Annotated in this window: 13 protein-coding genes; 1 reads left to right on the forward strand and 12 read right to left on the reverse strand. The window is 40.7% G+C overall.

Annotation, left to right across the window (positions count from 1 at the left end; genetic code table 11):
* Window positions 1-113 precede the first annotated feature (113 nt).
* From uvrA to liaX, 12 genes are all read right to left on the reverse strand, one after another.
* Window positions 114-2975, reverse strand: coding sequence for an excinuclease ABC subunit UvrA (gene uvrA / locus EKM81_RS09600; RefSeq protein WP_125651148.1), 2862 nt, complete (start codon window positions 2973-2975; stop codon window positions 114-116).
* Between the two features lie 2 nt (window positions 2976-2977).
* A complete protein-coding gene (gene uvrB, locus EKM81_RS09605) occupies window positions 2978-4990 on the reverse strand; it encodes an excinuclease ABC subunit UvrB (protein WP_125651150.1) in 2013 nt (670 codons plus the stop codon).
* A gap of 368 nt (window positions 4991-5358) precedes the next feature.
* On the reverse strand, window positions 5359-5997 hold the full coding sequence (locus EKM81_RS09610; protein WP_125651152.1) for a YfbR-like 5'-deoxynucleotidase: 639 nt from the start codon (window positions 5995-5997) through the stop codon (window positions 5359-5361).
* Window positions 5998-6426: 429 nt separating this feature from the next.
* Entirely contained in the window at window positions 6427-8145 is a 1719-nt protein-coding gene (locus tag EKM81_RS09615) for a phospho-sugar mutase (protein ID WP_125651154.1), read from the reverse strand.
* 912 nt (window positions 8146-9057) lie between these two features.
* Window positions 9058-10374: an NCS2 family permease gene (locus tag EKM81_RS09620; protein WP_125651156.1), complete on the reverse strand. Its 1317-nt coding sequence runs from the start codon at window positions 10372-10374 to the stop codon at window positions 9058-9060.
* A gap of 194 nt (window positions 10375-10568) precedes the next feature.
* The gene (trxB, locus tag EKM81_RS09625) at window positions 10569-11516 is read right to left on the reverse strand and encodes a thioredoxin-disulfide reductase (RefSeq protein ID WP_125651158.1); all 948 of its coding nucleotides are present in this window, start codon (window positions 11514-11516) and stop codon (window positions 10569-10571) included.
* 107 nt (window positions 11517-11623) lie between these two features.
* On the reverse strand, window positions 11624-12649 hold the full coding sequence (locus tag EKM81_RS09630; RefSeq protein ID WP_125651160.1) for an NAD(P)H-dependent glycerol-3-phosphate dehydrogenase: 1026 nt from the start codon (window positions 12647-12649) through the stop codon (window positions 11624-11626).
* A gap of 145 nt (window positions 12650-12794) precedes the next feature.
* Window positions 12795-13637, reverse strand: coding sequence for a prolipoprotein diacylglyceryl transferase (gene lgt, locus EKM81_RS09635; RefSeq protein ID WP_125651162.1), 843 nt, complete (start codon window positions 13635-13637; stop codon window positions 12795-12797).
* Complete coding sequence (gene hprK / locus EKM81_RS09640) at window positions 13630-14643, reverse strand: HPr(Ser) kinase/phosphatase (protein WP_125651164.1); 1014 nt, start codon at window positions 14641-14643, stop codon at window positions 13630-13632. The genes lgt and hprK overlap by 8 nt, the downstream gene beginning before the upstream one ends.
* Window positions 14644-15689: 1046 nt before the next feature.
* A complete protein-coding gene (locus EKM81_RS09645) occupies window positions 15690-15983 on the reverse strand; it encodes a hypothetical protein (RefSeq protein ID WP_125651166.1) in 294 nt (97 codons plus the stop codon).
* Between the two features lie 27 nt (window positions 15984-16010).
* The gene (locus tag EKM81_RS09650; protein WP_125651168.1) at window positions 16011-16286 is read right to left on the reverse strand and encodes a PspC domain-containing protein; all 276 of its coding nucleotides are present in this window, start codon (window positions 16284-16286) and stop codon (window positions 16011-16013) included.
* Window positions 16287-16314: 28 nt separating this feature from the next.
* Window positions 16315-17934: a daptomycin-sensing surface protein LiaX gene (gene liaX, locus EKM81_RS09655; protein ID WP_164509285.1), complete on the reverse strand. Its 1620-nt coding sequence runs from the start codon at window positions 17932-17934 to the stop codon at window positions 16315-16317.
* Between the two features lie 256 nt (window positions 17935-18190).
* Between liaX and EKM81_RS09660 the strand changes: the two genes are divergently transcribed.
* Window positions 18191-18868, forward strand: a complete 678-nt coding sequence (locus EKM81_RS09660) for a YoaK family protein (RefSeq protein ID WP_164509286.1) — start codon at window positions 18191-18193, stop codon at window positions 18866-18868.
* The last annotated feature ends 298 nt before the right edge of the window (window positions 18869-19166 follow it).

The following is a 19166-nucleotide window of genomic DNA, read 5'->3' on the forward strand; positions in this document are numbered from 1 at the left end:
TACCGGAATCATGCCGTAAAAGAAATTGCATAGAAACTTTAATTATTTGAACTGTCTACTTGACGCGGACCAGCGCCGTCTAAATAACATACTAGCTTTTTCAAAAATTCGTTTTAATTATTAGTTGGTTCAGCAGTTACCGTTCGAGCGCGATCACGTTTCAGAATCGGTGCTAAATATTGACCAGTATAACTAGCCTTAACTTGAGCGACTGCTTCAGGGGTACCTGTGGCGACAATATTACCGCCGCCTTCGCCACCTTCAGGCCCTAAATCAATTAAATAATCGGCTGACTTGATAATATCCAGATTATGCTCGATGATCAGGACAGTATTACCGTCATCGACTAAGCGATTCAGGACTTCCAATAAACGCTTAATATCATCAGAATGCAAACCAGTCGTTGGTTCATCTAAGATATAAAAGTTATGACCTGGCGACTGCTTATGCAGTTCTGACGCCAACTTCATCCGTTGTGCCTCGCCACCTGATAAGGTAGTCGCTGGTTGTCCTAATTGAACGTAGCCCAGGCCAACGTCAACAATCGTCTGTAATTTTCTACGAATCTTAGGAATAGCCGCGAAAAAGTCCAGTGCTTCAGCAACGGTCATTCGTAACACTTCGGCAATATTTTTACCTTTATAGGTTACTTCCAAGGTTTCAGAATTGTAGCGATTACCGTGACAAACCTCGCAAGGAACAAAAACATCAGGTAGAAAATTCATTTCAATTTTAATAATCCCGTCGCCCTTGCAAGCTTCACAACGGCCACCTTTAATATTAAAGCTGAACCGGCCCTTCTTATAACCACGCAACTTGGCTTCGTTGGTCTGAGCGAATAAGTCGCGAATGTCATCAAAAACCCCAGTATACGTGGCGGGATTGCTTCGTGGCGTGCGGCCAATTGGACTTTGATCAATATCAATTAACCGGTCAATATTGGTATAACCTTTAATTGCTTGATAAGCACCTGGTTTAGTCGAATTACGATTAAGTTTTTGTGCTAATGCCCGTTTCAAAATCATATTAACTAAGGTTGACTTGCCGGAGCCAGAAACCCCAGTGACAACCACAAATTGACCAAGAGGAAAATCGACATCAATTTTCTTTAAATTATTTTCGGCTGCCCCTAAAACAGTCACTTTTTTGCCATTTCCAGGACGCCGAGTTAATGGTAGTGGGATAAACTTCTGACCTGATAAATATTGGCCAGTTAAGGATGTTGGTATTTTTTCAACTTCGGCTGGCGTACCGGCTGCCATTACGCGACCGCCTTGCTCCCCAGCGCCAGGACCAATATCGATTAAATAATCAGCTGCGCGCATTGTGTCCTCATCATGTTCGACCACAATTAGCGTATTGCCCAAATCACGCATCTTCTTCAACGAGCTAATCAGGCGATCGTTATCACGTTGATGCAACCCAATTGAAGGTTCATCAAGAATATACATCACACCTGATAAATTTGAGCCAATCTGGGTTGCTAAACGAATTCGCTGCGCCTCACCACCGGACAAAGTGCCAGCAGACCGCGATAACGTCAAATAATCTAAACCAACATTTTCCAAGAAGGTTAAGCGATCACGAACTTCTTTCAAAATTGGTTTAGCAATCGTCAACTTTTGTTCTGACAACGTTAACTGTGCAAAAAAAGGTAACGCCTTATTAACTGGCAAATCGGACACCTGAGCAATATCTTCGCCACCAATTTTAACGGCCAGTGCTTGGCAGTTTAAGCGTGCGCCATGACAGGTCTCACAAGTTAACTCAGTCATATACTGGCGCATTGTCTGACGCGTAAAATCACTGTTGGTTTCATTATAACGTCGTTTAACGTTAGGAATGACACCTTCAAATTCAACGTCGACATCACGAACCCCGCCGAAATCATTTTGATAATGGAAGTGGAATTTCTTACCTGCAGAACCATACAACACAATTTGTCGTTGGCGATCAGTTAATTTGTTGAAAGGCTTATCCATATTAATGCGAAATGCCTTCGCAGCTTGCTTCAATAACTCAGGGTAATACTGCGAGCTGATCGGATTCCATGGTGCCAATGCACCTTGATTCAAGGTTAATGTTGGATCAGGAATTACCAAATCCAAATCAACAGCCAATTTGACCCCTAAACCATCACAATCAGGGCAGGCACCAAAAGGCGCATTAAACGAAAACAGTCTAGGCTCCATCTCACCCACAGTAAAACCACAGAGTGGACAAGCGTAATGTTCAGAGAAGACTAACATCTCACCGCCAATCACATCTACATTCGCATAACCCTCAGACAATCTTAAAGCTGCTTCCAAAGAATCAAACAACCGCGAACGAATCCCTGATTTGATCACAATACGGTCGATCACAATATCAATATCATGTTTTTTATTTTTATCTAGTTCAATTTCATCATTAATATCATGAACTTCGCCGTCAACCCGAATTCGAACGTAACCTTCACGCTTAATTCGCTCGAATTCTTTCTTGTGTTGACCCTTTTTTTGACGCACAATTGGTGAAAAAATTTGGATTTTAGTTCGTTCGGGCAATTGTAAAACTCGATCAGCCATTTGATCAACTGACTGACTAGAAATTACTGTGCCATCATTGGGACAAATTGGTGTCCCCACCCGTGCCCAAAGTAAGCGCAAGTAATCATTAATTTCGGTAACTGTCCCCACTGTTGAACGGGGATTTTTTGAAGTTGTTTTCTGATCGATTGAAATTGCGGGACTAAGACCATCGATTGAATCAACATCAGGCTTCTCCATTTGCCCCAAGAACTGACGAGCATAAGCTGATAGACTTTCAACATATCGTCGTTGGCCTTCAGCATATAAGGTATCAAAAGCTAACGAACTCTTTCCCGAACCTGATAGCCCAGTAACCACAACTAATTTATCACGAGGAATAGTCACATCAATATTTTTTAAATTATGGGCGCGGGCGCCATGAATCACAATTTTATCGTTAACCAAATTTATTTCACCTCTGATTTCAACTCAAGAATCATATCACGCAAATTAGCCGCATTTTCAAAATCAAGTTCCTTAGCAGCTTGTTCCATTTGTTGTGTCAAACTCTTAAGCAAATCTTGTTTCTCTGCTTTAGACATATTCTCTAAATCAAGATCAGCCACTTGAGCTGATTCTTCTTTAGGTTGATCTTCGTCATTCGTTTTTGTCGCTTTGATGGCATCGCGAATTGGCTTAATAATCGTCGTTGGCGTAATATGATGTTCTTCATCAAATTGCTCCTGAATTTGACGTCGCCGATTAGTTTCGTCAATTGCTAGTCGCATTGAGTCGGTAATCTTATCGGCATACATGATTACTTCACCATGAGAATTACGAGCCGCCCGACCAATTGTTTGAATCAATGGTCGTACAGAACGTAAGAAGCCTTCTTTATCCGCATCTAAAATAGCCACTAAAGAAACTTCTGGTACGTCAATTCCCTCACGTAATAAGTTTATACCCACCAGTACGTCAAATTTACCGAGTCGTAAATCACGAATGATCTCAGTTCGTTCCAGCGTTTTAATATCACTGTGTAAGTACTTAACTTTAATTCCCAAGTCTTTCAAATAATCAGTTAAATCTTCAGCCATCTTTTTCGTCAAGGTGGTGATAAACACCCGCTCATGGCGCTCAACACGCTGATTGATTTCACCAACTAAATCATCAATTTGACCCATAATTGGCCGTACGTCAACTTTAGGGTCCAGCAAACCAGTCGGCCGAATAATCTGTTCAACCACATTATTGGTCCGCGCTAATTCATAATCCCCAGGCGTAGCTGAAACATACAGGATATCGTGGACATGTGTTTCAAACTCAGCCAATGTTAAGGGCCGATTATCCAAAGCACTTGGTAAGCGAAAGCCGTAGTCAACTAGCATTTGTTTCCGCGCGCGGTCACCATTGTACATCCCACGAATCTGCGGCATGGTCACATGAGATTCATCAATCATAATATTGAAATCTTGGGGGAAGAAATCTAACAGCGTAAATGGCGGCTCACCGGCTTTACGGCCCTCCATATGGCGTGAATAGTTCTCGATCCCGGAAGTGTAACCCATTTCCTGCATCATTTCAATATCGTAAGTTGTCCGCTGCTCAAGGCGTTGTGCTTCCAACAATTTATTCTCGGCCCGTAATTCCTTGAGCCGATCATCTAGTTCCGCCTTAATTCGTTTAACTGCTTCGGTCATTTGAATATCATTAGTCATGAAATGCGTCGCTGGAAAAATCGACACTTGTTCCCGTTCACCAATTACTTCACCAGTCAAAGCATCAACTTCAACAATTCGATCAATCTCATCGCCAAAGAATTCAACCCGCAAAGCATGATCATCACGTGATGCTGGGAAAATTTCGACCACATCACCGCGTACTCGGAAACGACCCCGCTGAAAATCAATATCATTACGGTCGAATTGCAAGCTAACTAGTTGCCGCAACAATTCATTACGCTCAATTGTCATCCCTTCTCGTAATGACAACGTACTATCACGATATTCCCGGGGATCACCTAACCCAAAGATACATGAAACTGAAGCCACAACAATCACGTCATTACGCTCCAACAAAGCACTAGTCGCACTATGCCGCAGCTTATCAATTTCATCATTGATCGCCGAATCTTTCTCAATATAAGTATCACTTGATGGCACATAAGCTTCAGGTTGGTAGTAATCATAGTAAGACACGAAATATTCAACTCGATTATTGGGGAAAAACTCCTTAAACTCGCCATATAATTGACCAGCCAAAGTTTTATTATGAGAAATAATCAAGGTTGGTTTATTTAATTTAGCAATCACATTCGCCATGGTAAATGTTTTCCCAGTACCAGTGGCACCTTCCAAAATTTCTTCTTTTTCGCCTGCTTCAAAACCAGCCGTAATCTTATCAATGGCTTGCTGCTGATCACCAGCAGGTTGATATTTTGAGACTAACTCAAAATGATGATTTGTTTCGCGTTTTAACAAGCTATTGCCCCCAAACTTCTCATTCGAACACAAAAGCCCTTGAAGTCTTATCCGACCATGAAGGGCTTGAGCAATCAACAACATATCAAACTTGTTTAGTAGTGATACCTACTAAAAGTAATCTAATTTCAACAAGATATAGTTTACCATAGCGAACATATTTTCGCTACTTTTTGAAAAATAATTTTTGCTTGGTCAGGCTAAGCGATTTGGCAACTGCGAATAGCGCGAAATTTCAAGTTTATTGCTTGGCTATCTTACGACCGAGATGCCACGACAACCCATTTAGAAAACAGCCGCAACCAATTCTGTCTTAACCTTTTCACATTCTTTACGCGGTTGTTAAATTATAGCGGTCACTTCAATCATTAAGCCTGCTCTGGCATTAGTTCCTTAGTCACACCAATTAATTTCTCGCGATCGGCAAAATCTTCACTCAATAAATCCGGTAAAATTTCTTTCAGAAAATATTGTACAGAAGGGCGACTTTGGAATAGTAGGATTGTCGATAGGCTCTCACGGAAAATGTCCAGAAAAACTGACTGTGGATTTCCCTTTTCAATTTCACCGAATGACTCATACAAAAGGTCAACTTTATCAGAAATCGATAAAATTTGCCCTTCTAATGTATCGTCCTTGCCCTCACTTAAGCGACGCGTATAACGTTCCTGTAAGAATTCTGGCACTTCATTATGAATAAAGTTGCTCGTTAATTTTTCTTCCACTTCAGCCAGCTGATGACGTAATTCATGCGTAGCGTATTTAACGGGTGTTTTAATATCGCCAATAAATCGTTCAGTATAATCGTGGTTCAGCGCTTTTTCGTACAACAGCTGCCAATTAACCGCCGCGCCATTGACCTCTTCAATATCGCCTAATAGTTGGGCAATCTCCGCCACTCGAAACGAATGAGCCGCCACTGAATGTTCCTGATACTTGAAGAAACCCGGTGCTCGATTTAAACTTTCTAGATTCGCTAATCCTTGAATATATGCGTGCATGCTCATAAAAAAGCCCCCCATTCGATTTTTTGATAAATTTTTTCTATCTTAGCATAACTGAATTTGCCCGTAAACTAATATTTCTCGACGACAGCGTTTTAATTTATTAAGTTTAGTCAAACAATGTGGCAAAGGCGGCTAGCCAGTCAGCCTCGTGTAAGAAAACAAACAATTTATCCGAATTGGGCCTTTTAGGTGTTCAGCACTGAAATTGCTAACGTGACTTTTTTTAATTTCCATTTACTGGCAGCTACTAAAGACACGATCAGCAGGTTCAGTTCTATACATATCTGTCCAAAAAAGCAGGTTCGTCTAAACTTAAATGACGATTTAACTTCTGTCATCTAAGCAGTTAGACAAACCTGCTTGGTTCAATTATCTTTTTAAAGTTTACAAATTAATCTCGCATTAAGCATACCTGGTAGCCAACTTGAATTACTTTAAGCGGGTACTTAATTCTTGTTGATAACTATTTAGTTTAGCTTTGCCGGCAACTTCATCTTCAGCTACGACACCAAAATATAACTTGATTTTTGGTTCGGTACCGGATGGCCGAACAGCAATCCAAGTATCATCAGCCAAATAATATTTCAAAACGTCAGCCTGTGGTAACGCTAACGGACTTACTTGACCGTTTTCAGTATGAATTTGGGCTAAATAATCTTCATGAGCCACAACTTTAACACCAGCAACCTCTTCAAGTGGTTGTTTACGGAAAGCGGCCATGACTTGTTTCATCTTTTCTTGACCAGCCAAGCCTTCAAAATCAAACGAAACAGTGCGTTCTTGGAAATGACCGTATTCAGCATACAAACTTTGTAAGCCATCATACATGGTCATTCCTTTTTCACGATAGTAAGCAGCAACTTCGGCCAACATCACTGAAGCCTGCATCGCATCTTTATCGCGAACAAACGGTTTAACCAAGTAACCGTAACTTTCTTCAAAACCAAACATAAAGTGGCCTTGACCTGTCACTTCCATCTGTTCAATTTGCTCGCCGATATATTTGAAACCAGTTAAAACATTTCGAGTTTCAATGCCATAATGAGCAGCAATTTTGGCTGGAAATTCACTGGAAACAATTGACTTAACAATGCGGCCATCTTTTGGTAGATCACCCGCTAAACGATGAGCATCCAAAATATAATTAACCATTAGCGCGGCGATTTGGTTACCCGTTAATAATTGATAATCGCCATTTGGTTGACGAACTGCAGCACCCAATCGATCAGCATCAGGATCAGTAGCAATTAATAAATCAGCTGACTTTTCAGCGCCAATTTGTTCAGCCAAAGTAAATGTTTGGGCAAATTCTGGGTTAGGAAATGGTGTCGTTGCAAATTCCGGATCCAAAATTGCTTGCTCCGGTACCACACTGATTTTAGTCAAACCAGCTGTTCGGAAAACTCGGTCATAAAGAACTTTACCAGTACCATGTAGTGGTGAATAAACAACTGATAAATCAGCTGCAACTTTCTTGATCAAATCTGGGTTAATTGTAACTGTTGCCAGTTTAGCTAAATACGCTTCATCAATATCTTCGCCAATTAATTGCAATAACTTGGCTGCTCGTAATTCAGGTACACTCATAACATTGATGTCGAAAATATTAGTTACTTCTTGAATATATTTAACAATTTGGCCAACTTCTTCTGGTGGCATTTGACCACCGTCAGGACCATAAATCTTATAACCATTATATTGCTTAGGATTATGACTGGCAGTAATCATAATGCCAGCATAAGTGTGTAAATGCCGAACAGCAAAAGACAGTTCTGGTGTTGGCCGTAAACTATCAAAAACATAACTCTTGATCTGATGTGCGCCCAACACACCAGCCGCTGCAAAAGCAAATTCTTGAGAATGATAACGAGAATCGTAACTAATGGCAACACCAGCGTTCTTTTGGGCAGGATCGAGTTGATCCATGAATTGCGCTAAGCCCTCAGTAGCCTGTTGAACAGTGAAAATATTCATGGCATTGATTCCAGGTCCCATGACCCCACGCATCCCTGCCGTACCAAAACTCATTGGATTAGTGAAGGCCTCTTGTAAACTAGCCTCGTCACCAGCCATCCCTTGCAATTCTTTACTTAAATCTGCGGTTAAACTTGCTTGTTGCCAGCGTTGATAATTTTCTTGCCAACTCATCCCAAATACCACCTTTCATCAATAGTTCTATTATAACGGATTTTGTCCCAATGAAAAGCCTTTATACTATCTTACTGCTTCGCCGCCTGTTACTGACAAAAAAACTATCTGAATTTGAATGCGAACTGATTTCAAACACCATGATGAATTTACTAGTTATGAAAGGCGATGCTCGCTAATTAAGGTCAATTTTAAAACAAGTTCAAAATCGTCAATAACTGATAAACGTATTAAAACAAAACTGGTTCTGACGCCATTTCGAGCTTGCTGGCTGTGGAACGCGGCCGACAACCACGCCCTTCATTTCGTCTGGAGTTGATTTTGTGCGTTTCTTGATTGTTAGTTGTTAAGGCTATTGTAGTGGGATTGATCAACTCTATTTAAATTGCTCGGACAACTGAATCGTGTAAAAAACTAAGCCTACTTGGCAGTTTCTGGTTTAGACCCAGAAAGCTTGTCAAACAGGCTTAGTTAGTTCCCACAATCCGATTTTCAATGCAGTGGTACTCAATTCTGTTAGTTTATCTAGGCAGAGGTCAAACGATTGGCGTCAATACCAGAGTGTGACGCAAGGTGGTCAGGTTCTGAGCATTAAGATAGCCCTAGTGATTGTCGTTAGACAATTGCTAGGGCTATCTTAAGCGGAGGAGCCTACCTGGCAGAACACGTTTAGTGAAATTATTCTTAGCGATTTATCGCTTAGAATAAGCCTTGTATTTTTTTGAATTGGTTCAAATCAACGGCCACTGCGTTCCACGCCAACTTAATTGCTCGACCCCTGCCGTTTTACTAACTAAAGAGCGACTTAAGCCAGCTTCAGAGCAACAGACCTAATTGAGAAAGTCTCGGCAATACTTTGATTTTTTATAAAGACTCAAAACAGTAATTTTCCAAGTTCAACTTTTTCAATCATTAATGTCCAACATTTAAAATCCATAGGAAACCGACAAAGATTACTGCCAAAGCGTACATGACCGCGGAAACTTCTTTACCACGTTTAGCAGCAATCATGAAAATTGGATAAGTAATCAAGCCTAACGCCATCCCATCAGAAATCGAATAAGTTAACGGCATGCCGATGACAATTAGGAATGATGGCACCGCAATCTCTAAATGAGCCCAATCAATTTTAGTTAAAGATGACGCCATCAGAACACCAACGATAATCAAAGCTGGTGCCGTTACTTGGCTGGTCACAACTGATAACAGTGGCGAGAAGAACATTCCTAAAACAAAAAATAAACCTGTGAAGACAGCCGTCATCCCAGAACGACCACCAACTGCAATCCCAGCAGAAGATTCTACATAGGCGCCAACTGGTGATGTTCCTAAAATTGAACCCACAAACATCGCTGAGGAATCTGCTGCCAAGGCCTTGCCAACTCGAGGCATTTTATTATCTTTCATAAAACCAGCTTGTTGTGCCAAACCGACTAAGGTGCCAGCGGTATCAAAGAAAGTTACTAAGAGAAAAGTTAGCACAACAACCCACATTTGTAAGGTATTGATCTGACCAATATTTTTAAAAGCGACGCCAAAGGTTGGTGCCAGACTAGGTGCACCTGAAATAACACCCTGAGGTAACGGAATCATCTTAGTCACAATACCTAAAACTGCTGTCGCAAACATACCCACAAAAATTGCGCCAGGAACCTTGCGGATCATTAAAATGACCGTAATCAACAAGCCGAAAATTGTTAACCAAGTGCTAGGTGTTTGCAGTGAACCTAAGCCCACAACCGTTGATTTATTAGCAACAATCAGACCACCATCATGCAAGCCAATAAAAGCAATAAACAGGCCGATACCTGAAGAAATAGCAAATTTTAAATCAGCTGGAATTGCGTTAATAATTTTCTCACGCAATTTCAAAACCGTAATTAGAATAAAAATCAGTGAAGCCACAAAAACACCCGTTAAAGCTGTTTGCCAAGGAATCTTCATACCTATTACGACGGTATAAGCAAAAAACGCATTAATACCTAGGGCTGGGGCTGAAGCAATTGGATAGCGTGCTAAAATACCCATCACTAAACAACCAAAGGCACTAGCCAAAGCAGTTGCAGTAAAAACTGCGCCCTTATCCATCCCGGCGGCACCTAGAACACTGGGGTTAACAAATAAAATATACGACATACTGACAAAAGTTGTTAATCCAGCAATTAACTCTTTATGCCAAGAAGTGTCTAATTCTTCAAATTGAAAATATTTTTCTAACTGTGTCCGCATTTGAACCACCCTTAATTAATGTTCGTGTTTTGCTTTTTTTAAAAGCCATTTACTATCATAATATAATATCATCCGAATGTAAACAAAAAATCAAAATATAATATTCGTGTTTTACTTAAACTGACATAAAAAAGAGTATTGCCATTCGCTCTGAATGACAATACTCCGTTTAAACTTGTTTTAACAAATCATTATTAAGCTTCAACTGATTGCGTTTCATCTTGCAACTCTTGCAAATAATCAAAAGCTGCCTGACCTGCTAGGCCACCTTCGCCAACAGCATTAGCAATTTGACGCAAGTGTTTCTGCCGCACATCGCCAACTGCAAAAATACCAGGAACAGCGGTATGAGTTGTTTCATCAGTTTTGATCCAACCAGCTTCATCTAAGATACCTAAATCCTTAAATGGTGCGGTCATTGGCTCAACACCAACATAAATGAAAACGCCAGTAGCAGGTAGATCATGTTCTTCATTCGTGACTTTATCGCGATAATGGACAGCGGTAATTTTTTGATCATCCCCGACAATTTCCTGAACGTCGGCATTCCAAACAAATTCAATTTTTTCATTTGCGAAAGCCCGACGCTGTAAAATCTTTTGAGCCCGTAAACTATCCCGACGATGAACAATAGTCACCTTGCTAGCTAATTGCGCTAAATAAATACCCTCTTCAACAGCCGAGTCGCCACCACCAATGACAGCGACTTCTTTATTTTTGAAAAAGGCACCATCGCAGACCGCACAGTAAGATACACCGCGGCCAGAATATTGTTCCTCACCAGGCACACCTAAATGACGATGCTCAGCGCCGGTAGCGATAATAACCGCTTTTGCTTCATATTCACCGTCGTCAGTAATAATCGTCTTATGATCTTGATGATCAACCACTGACTTGACAGTGCCATAAGTATACTCAGCACCAAATTGTGTTGCTGAAGCATACATTTTTTCACCCAGTTCTGGTCCTAAAATTGACGCAAACCCAGGGTAATTCTCAATCGCAGCGGTATTATTCATTTGACCACCGTAAATACCCCGATCCAGCATCAACACGGATAAATTAGCTCGCGAGGCGTATAAAGCAGCCGTCATCCCGCCAGGACCGGCGCCAATGATAATCACATCATATTTTTTAACCATGGCCAAATCTCCCTTACTTTTTATAAGTAATACTATAACGGCTCCGCGCCAAAATGTCCACTAAATTGTTTCTGTCAAAAAAACTTTTCTTTAGAAACTCAGATGAATTAACGTTGAAAGTCCATTTCACGGCGACCACGACGCTGCATTAATTTATTAATCTCATCTTGAACATTCGCATTTTCGTATAAAACGCGATAAATACTTTCAGAAATTGGCATCTCAACATGATGTTGTTGGGCTAATTCATGTGCAGCTTTTGCCGTACCAACACCTTCAACGACCTGACCCATATTAGCTAAAACGTCATCAAGTTTCTGACCTTGGCCTAGCGCATTGCCACAACGCCAGTTTCTTGAATGAACACTAGTACTAGTCACAATTAAATCGCCAATTCCTGACAATCCCATAAACGTTAACGGATTGGCGCCCATTTCAATTCCCAAGCGACTGATTTCAGCTAATCCTCGGGTAATCAAGGCTGCCTTAGTATTATCACCGTAGCCTAAACCATGAAGAATCCCGGCACCAATCGCAATTACATTTTTCAAAGCGCCGCCTAATTCAACACCAACCATATCATCATTAGTGTACAAGCGGAAATAATCATTCATAAAAATAGCTTGAACCCATTCCGCATCACCAATATTCTGGGAAGCTACTGTTAATGACGTAATATCATGAGTTGCCACATCTTCAGCATGACTAGGACCAGAGAAAATCACCAAACCTTCTGCTAATTCAGCTGGAAATTCATCGCCAATAATTTGCGAAATTCGTTTATGCGTATTTTGTTCCAATCCCTTGGTCGCACTAATAATAATCGGCTTAGCTCCAGTTTCAGCTAAGATTGGTGCCACTTGTTTTGCCACAATTCGCATAGCCGCAGTGGGAATGACAAATAAAATTGCCTGAACTCCAGCTAAAGTTGACTTCAAGTCTAAAGTAGCGACCACTTTCGGACTGACTTTGAAATCAGGTAAATAGTGCTTATTAGTGTGATGGTCATTAATTTCAGCAGCTGTTTCTGCACTATTCCCCCAAAGTCTGACCTCATGACCATTATTGGCAAGTAAATCGGCTAAAACAGTGCCCCACGAACCAGCACCTAAAACTGCAATTTTTACTGACAAAAAAATTCACTCCTTAGTGAGATTAGTTGTGAAAGTCGGTGATTTTTTGGCGTAGTGTAATTTCAAATAACTGATTGAGCGGTGAAACCGATCGAACAGTTATTTAAATTACACCTAGCCATTTACCGACTTGAACACAATTTGATTATTGTTCTTTACTAGCTTGGTAGTTGCCATCCAAGTACCACTTCAATTGTGGTTCATTGCGGCGCCGTAGCCAAATCCAGAGAATGCCACCGACAACAAGAATTGCTGACAATAACTGCGACACCCGAATCTGACCAAATAAGTATAAACTGTCGGTCCGCATACCTTCAATAAACATTCGTCCAAACGCATACCAGACTACATAGCTCAGAAAGACCTCGCCTTGTTTAAACAAATGTAATCGATGGCGCAAGCTCACCAACAAAATAAAGCCAACCAAACTCCAAACCGATTCATATAAGAAAGTTGGTTGCCGGTAAGCCCCATCAATTAACATTTGCTGAACAATGAAGTGCGGTAAATGTAACGATTGCAGAAATGCTAAAGTAGTTTTTGCACCAAAGGCTTCCTGGTTCATGAAATTTCCCCAGCGACCAATTGCCTGCGCTAAAATAACGGTCGGTGCTAAAACATCTAATAGTAACCAAGCTGGGATGGCTCGTTTGGCACAAAAAACCAGTAGCACGATTACTGCTGCGATTAACCCGCCATAAATGGCAATGCCACCATTCCAGATTTTAATAATATCACCTAGATGTTGTGAGTAGTAACCCCATTCAAAAATCACGTAATAAAGTCGGGCCCCAAGCAAAGAAATAGGTAACATCCAGAAAAGTAAATCAACAATGTCATCAGGATCAATTTGCCGGCGCCGTGCTTCCCGCATACTTAAATAAACGGCCAGAATCACACCAAAAGTAATAATAATGCCATACCAGCGAACATGTAAATTACCAAGGGAAAAAGCGACTGGATTTAATGCAAACAAAAAGTTAGTCATGAGGATCATCCTTTTTCTTGGCCGCGGGCTTTGGCTGATCTGAATCTGATTGACCAGCAGCTGGGCCCTCGTCTTCAAGTGAATTTTCTTTGATTAGCGAACTTAAGTTGGTTTCAAAAACCTTCGTAGCATCATAACCCATTGAACGCGCCCGGAAATTCATGGCAGCAACTTCAATAATAATCGCCAAGTTACGACCAACTTTAACAGGAATTGTAATTTTAGGAACTGGCACGTCAAAAATCATCTGTGCCTTTTCGTCGCTACCTAATCGATCATAATTACGATCTTTCTGCCAATTTTCCAAATTAACAATTAAGGAAATCGGTGTTTCGGTCCGGACGGCGCCAGCACCAAAAAGATTCATCACATCAATAATACCAATTCCCCGAATCTCCATTAAGTTTTTCAAAATTCGCGGTGCTTCACCAACGACCGTATTTTCATCACGTTGATAAACGTCAACACGATCATCCGCAATTAAACGATGGCCGCGCTTAACTAATTCCAAGGCCGTTTCACTTTTACCAACACCAGAGTTACCAATAATTAAGACACCTAGGCCATAAACATCAACTAGGACACCATGCATGCTTCGCCGCTCAGCCAATTGCGTATGTAGATACTCTGTCAGCACACTGGACAAACGCGTAGTTGGTAGTTCTGAGCCCAAAATAGGTACCCCGCCGCGAGTTGCTTCATCGATCATTTCTTGAGTTGCTGGTAAACCACGGCTGATAATAAATGCAGGCGTATCTTTCTCACACATCCGACGAACCACAACTTTACGCTCTTCGCCAGTCAGACTATTCGCAAAGGCTGATTCAGTTCGCCCAAATACTTGTAATCGATTGTGTGGATAATACGTAAAATAACCAGTTAACTCCAAACCAGGACGAGAAATATCACTAATCGTAATTTGCCGCTGACTTAGAAATTCTGCACCAGAAATAACGTGCAACTTTAATGCATCCACTAATTGCTTAACTAAGATACCTTCAGCCATAATTGCCTCCATTACCAAACGTTTATTTTTAATTTTAACATTTTTTATAGCAAGTTGCGAAAGTTGTCAGGATTGATTGCTGACAATTACCTGCAAAAATCCAAAACCATTAAAACCTAGTAAATGCCTTGAAACAGAATTAGTTCTGACGCCATTCCAGGCTTGCTGGTTGTAGAACGCTGCCGGCATCGGTTGAAGCCAATTACAAATCAAATTGTCTTCACCGCGAGTCTTTGTCTAACTGCTAAAGCAGCAAGACAAATTTGGCTGCTACTCGCAGGCTCGGGCGCAAATAAAGGCCATTGGCTGACAACCACGCCCTCCATTCCGTCTGGAGTTAAGCTTGCACATTTCACTATTGCTAGTGGTTAAGGCAATCATTGTGGAACAACTCAATTCCGTTTGACTGGTGTTAAGTCTGAATAGTAGGACCAAAACTGTTTAATTAGCAATCGTTCTCCAATTCTGTAACACGCTGATTTCGCCAACTCTATAAAACTTGTCAATCAAACTACTAGTTCACCTCAACCTGCTTTTCTAAATAGTGGTAATCAGTTCTGTTAGTTTATCCTGGTGGTGGCTGGGCGATTGGCGTCAGAGAAGGGGGGTTCTTTGCGTACGAGCGATTTTGCGAGAAGCAGTGAAATTATTGTTAGAGTGTGAGGAGCAGCGGTCTTTCGGCGTAGAGTAACTGCAAATAATTGCTTGAGCTGGTGCAACCAGATCGAGTGATTATTTCAGTTACTCATAGCCGTTTGCTGCTCCGAACACGTTTGGTGCTTCAGCACTTACAATAAGCCTCGAATTTGAGATTTTCGCAGAAAAGCTCAAATCGACGGCCACGTCGTTCCACGCCCTCTTAATCGCCCAGCCACCACCACCCCAATTGGGGAAGTCTTGGCACTATTTTTTAGTTCCAGATTGATAAATTACTGGGCACCTGCCGGCTCCAAGCTAAGGAGCGACTTACACCTATTAACCTAGCATTTTAATAAAAACTCGAAACAAAAAAGCCGACTAGTTTTCACTAATCGACTTAGTTATTATTAGAAGTCGCCCCACTCATCATGGTGTTCATCGCGCTCTTGCACATTATGCAACTCTTTGCGGGCCCGGTGACCTGATTGCTGATAATGTTGATAAGACTGCTGACCATCATAATGATGATGACTTTGATGATGGTTACGATTAAGCAACCAACTGACCACTGCTGCGATAATGATCACTGGCAAAATAAATTTCAAGAGACCGATAAAAAGTCCGATGGTGCCAGCAATCAATGAAACTACGATTAAAATCAGTAGTGGTACTAATAGACAAAGTAATAATAAAGTTAACACATTTAACACCTCATTGTTAATAACGGTTTAGAAGTCACTCCACTGATTATCATCATGATGCTCAGACTGTTGGCTGGTTCCGTGATGACGGTCAGTAGATGATTGGCGATCGTAGCCTTGGGGTGGATTAGGCATGACGATCATTAAGATGATATAAGGTAATAACCCAACACCAGCAAAGAAGAACGCAATAACGAAGATAATCCGAATCAAAGTTGGATCAACATTAAAGTATTCACCTAAACCACCACAGACACCAGCAAATTTTCGATTAGTTACTGACCGATATAATTTCTTTTCCATAACGAACCCTCCAAGGACGAACGACAAATTATTGATTATCTTTTAAATAGATTGAACCAGATGTACTTGACAATTGTAATTTAGTTTCAGGATGATCACCACGAGTGAAGGACATGTTGGCCCCTGTCGTTGAGCGTTGATCATCGATTTGTAAGCCAAAGCTACGCGTATTGACTTGCCCGAAGCTAGTCTTAGCAGTCCCAGAGAAAGTCAAACTAGCAGGGACGGCAATTTTAACATTGCCATTAACTGAAGATGCTTCGAGACGATGCAAATCATCATTGTTTAACGTTGCTTTAACATTACCGTGAACTGTTGAAAGCTTACCAGCTTGTAATTGTCCAACAACAGTGGCATTGCCATTAACAGTACTTAACAGTAATTCACGCAACTCAGCATTCAACACATCAATTGTGCCATTAACATCCTCGGCTTCAACCATCGTTGCTTGTAAGTCAGTGATTGAAATCTTACCATTTGTTGTCTTCAAGTAAACATCCTTAGCTTGTAACGCCCCAATATTAATCGAACCATTCAAGAGATTCAGATTAATATGGTCATAAACCCGAGCTGGCAAATAAATATCCAAATTAGCTTGGATTCGCTTATTAGGCACCTGGAAAATGAAATGATCATCATTCACATCAATGCGACTACGATCAGTGAAAGCCGTTAGCTTATCATCCTCGTCCATTTTGCCATAAAGCTTAATATTAGCGGCTACTTTAATATCAGGTTGTTCCCAACGATTTAACGTCACATCACCATTAGCATTTTTCACATCTAAAATTGTAGCGCCACAGTTTTCAAACACAAAATCATGTTTAAAATTAGTTGTAGCTAAACCTGGCACTTTAAAAGTGACATCGTTCCAATCAATGTTGTCCATGACGTTCTTAAAGGCATCACGCATATAACCGCCAAATTGACTGCCAAGGTCCCCGACTTTCTCGCCGAAGTCTGACATTTCCTTACCATACTTATTACCAAATTGAGTACCGAAGTCACCCAGCTTTTCGCCAAAATCGTTTAAAGTAGCATTGGTATTATCGCGAATATGGTCAAAATTCAAATTGATTTTGATTCGTTTACGATTAACTTGACTAATTTGTTGATTGAGTTGATCAATTTGACCTTGTAATTCGTCACGAGTTAATTGCAAGTTATCAACAGTTTGTTGTAATTCAACAACCCGTGATTTAGCAGCTACGCGTTCTTGACGTTTCTCATCTGTTAGACTGTCTAAATCTTCCATAGCATCAATCACAGTAATGTGTTCCTGATCCAATTGGATTTGTTTGCTGACAGCAGCAATTTTTTGTTCAGTTTCGGCTAAATCTTCATTATGATCAGCTAAATCATCTTTCAAATCACTTAATTGATCTTCAAGATCGTCTAAAGCTTCTTGCCGAGCTTCTTCAGCTTCTCGACGTTCCTCTTCGGCTTCTTCACGAGCTTCAGCGGCTTCTTGTTCAGCCTCTTCACGGTCAGCAGCTTCATCATCATTTTGATCAGAGTAATTTGTTTGTTGTGTATTAGGAGTTGTATTAGCATTTTTCTTGGATAGGTTTTCTAATAGGACTAAACCTTCTTCGGAAGAAATAACACCTTTTTTAACTAAATCTAGAATTCTTTCGCGTTCGTTCATTGTGATAACCTCCATTGGTCAATGGTTAAATTCTATCTCGATTACAAGTACTATTATGCACGCTTCCAGAAAAATAGTCATAGGCCTTAGGGTGGATTTTCATCTCAGACCGCTAATAATTATTCATCATTCGTAAAACTGACGCAATTGGTCCACCTATAATCACGAATTCGCTGCTAGCAAATCCCAGGATATTTCTCATCAACTCCTGAAAATAGTATAATAAATCAGAATGACCTTGAACGGAGGAACTATCTTGCCCAAACGTCACGACCCAATCCACGAGCGGCTATTAATTGGCTTCCTACTGACTTTAGCCGGTGGTGCTTTAGATGCTTATACTTATTTAAATCACGGTCAAGTTTTCGCCGGCTTACAAACAGGCAACGTTATTTTGCTAACGCTCCATTTAGCTAATGGCAATTGGCCCTTAGTAGGTCACTATTTAATGCCAATTTTAGCTTTCGCTATTGGTATTTTTGCCACAGTTTCAATTGAGCATTACTTTCAAAAAAATCGCCAGTTTCAATGGCAACAAATTGTTTTGATTTTAGAAATTATTGGCTTGATTGCGGTCGCTTTACTTAATAATCACTGGCAAGACTTATGGATCACTTGTTTGATTTCAATAGTCGCGGCTTTACAATACCAAACATTTCGGCGAATAAAAGGTCGACCTTTTACAACAATCATGGCCACTGGTAATATTCGTAATATTGCCGTTTTTCTCTGGTTGGCGCTCTTAAAACGCGAGCCACAGAAATTACATCAAGCTGGCGAAAGCTTGTTGATTGTCCTAGCGTTTATGCTTGGCGCCCTGATTAGTGGCTTACTAACACCACTGTGGCACCAGTTAACTGTCCTCTTTATTGTGCTCGATCTCATCATTATCTTGGGACTTCTCCAATGGGCCACCCACCGCGGATTGCAATAAATTAATTTACCGGAGACTTAGAAAATCAATTACAGCTTATAAAAATAGGAATAGTCCCCCGACTACCTCAATTGAAAAGTGGTGACATTCAAGTAAACTATTTTGTTTTAACAGTTCAAGATTAGCATGAGTCTAGCAGAGTTGAGCTACCCTGCGTTAATCGTCTTAACCACTAACAACTGAATAGTAAAACCAAAATAGCCTGATTGACAAATTGTCAATGAAGTGCCTCATAATTGTTAGACAAAGAGTCTAATGATTGTGAGGTATTTTTTTGACTAAATATAGTTCTACTTTA

Source organism: Lapidilactobacillus gannanensis (assembly GCF_003946675.1).
Classification (GTDB): domain Bacteria; phylum Bacillota; class Bacilli; order Lactobacillales; family Lactobacillaceae; genus Lapidilactobacillus; species Lapidilactobacillus gannanensis.

Excerpts from the sequence above, each read along its gene's own strand:
- trxB (WP_125651158.1), bottom strand. The coding sequence starts at position 11,516 with ATGGTTAAAAAATATGATGTGATTATCATTGGCGCCGGTCCTGGCGGG.
- hprK (WP_125651164.1), bottom strand. The coding sequence starts at position 14,643 with ATGGCTGAAGGTATCTTAGTTAAGCAATTAGTGGATGCATTAAAGTTG.
- EKM81_RS09610 (WP_125651152.1), bottom strand. The coding sequence starts at position 5,997 with ATGAGCATGCACGCATATATTCAAGGATTAGCGAATCTAGAAAGTTTA.
- EKM81_RS09620 (WP_125651156.1), bottom strand. The coding sequence starts at position 10,374 with ATGCGGACACAGTTAGAAAAATATTTTCAATTTGAAGAATTAGACACT.
- EKM81_RS09615 (WP_125651154.1), bottom strand. The coding sequence starts at position 8,145 with ATGAGTTGGCAAGAAAATTATCAACGCTGGCAACAAGCAAGTTTAACC.
- EKM81_RS09650 (WP_125651168.1), bottom strand. The coding sequence starts at position 16,286 with ATGGAAAAGAAATTATATCGGTCAGTAACTAATCGAAAATTTGCTGGT.
- lgt (WP_125651162.1), bottom strand. The coding sequence starts at position 13,637 with ATGACTAACTTTTTGTTTGCATTAAATCCAGTCGCTTTTTCCCTTGGT.
- liaX (WP_164509285.1), bottom strand. The coding sequence starts at position 17,934 with ATGAACGAACGCGAAAGAATTCTAGATTTAGTTAAAAAAGGTGTTATT.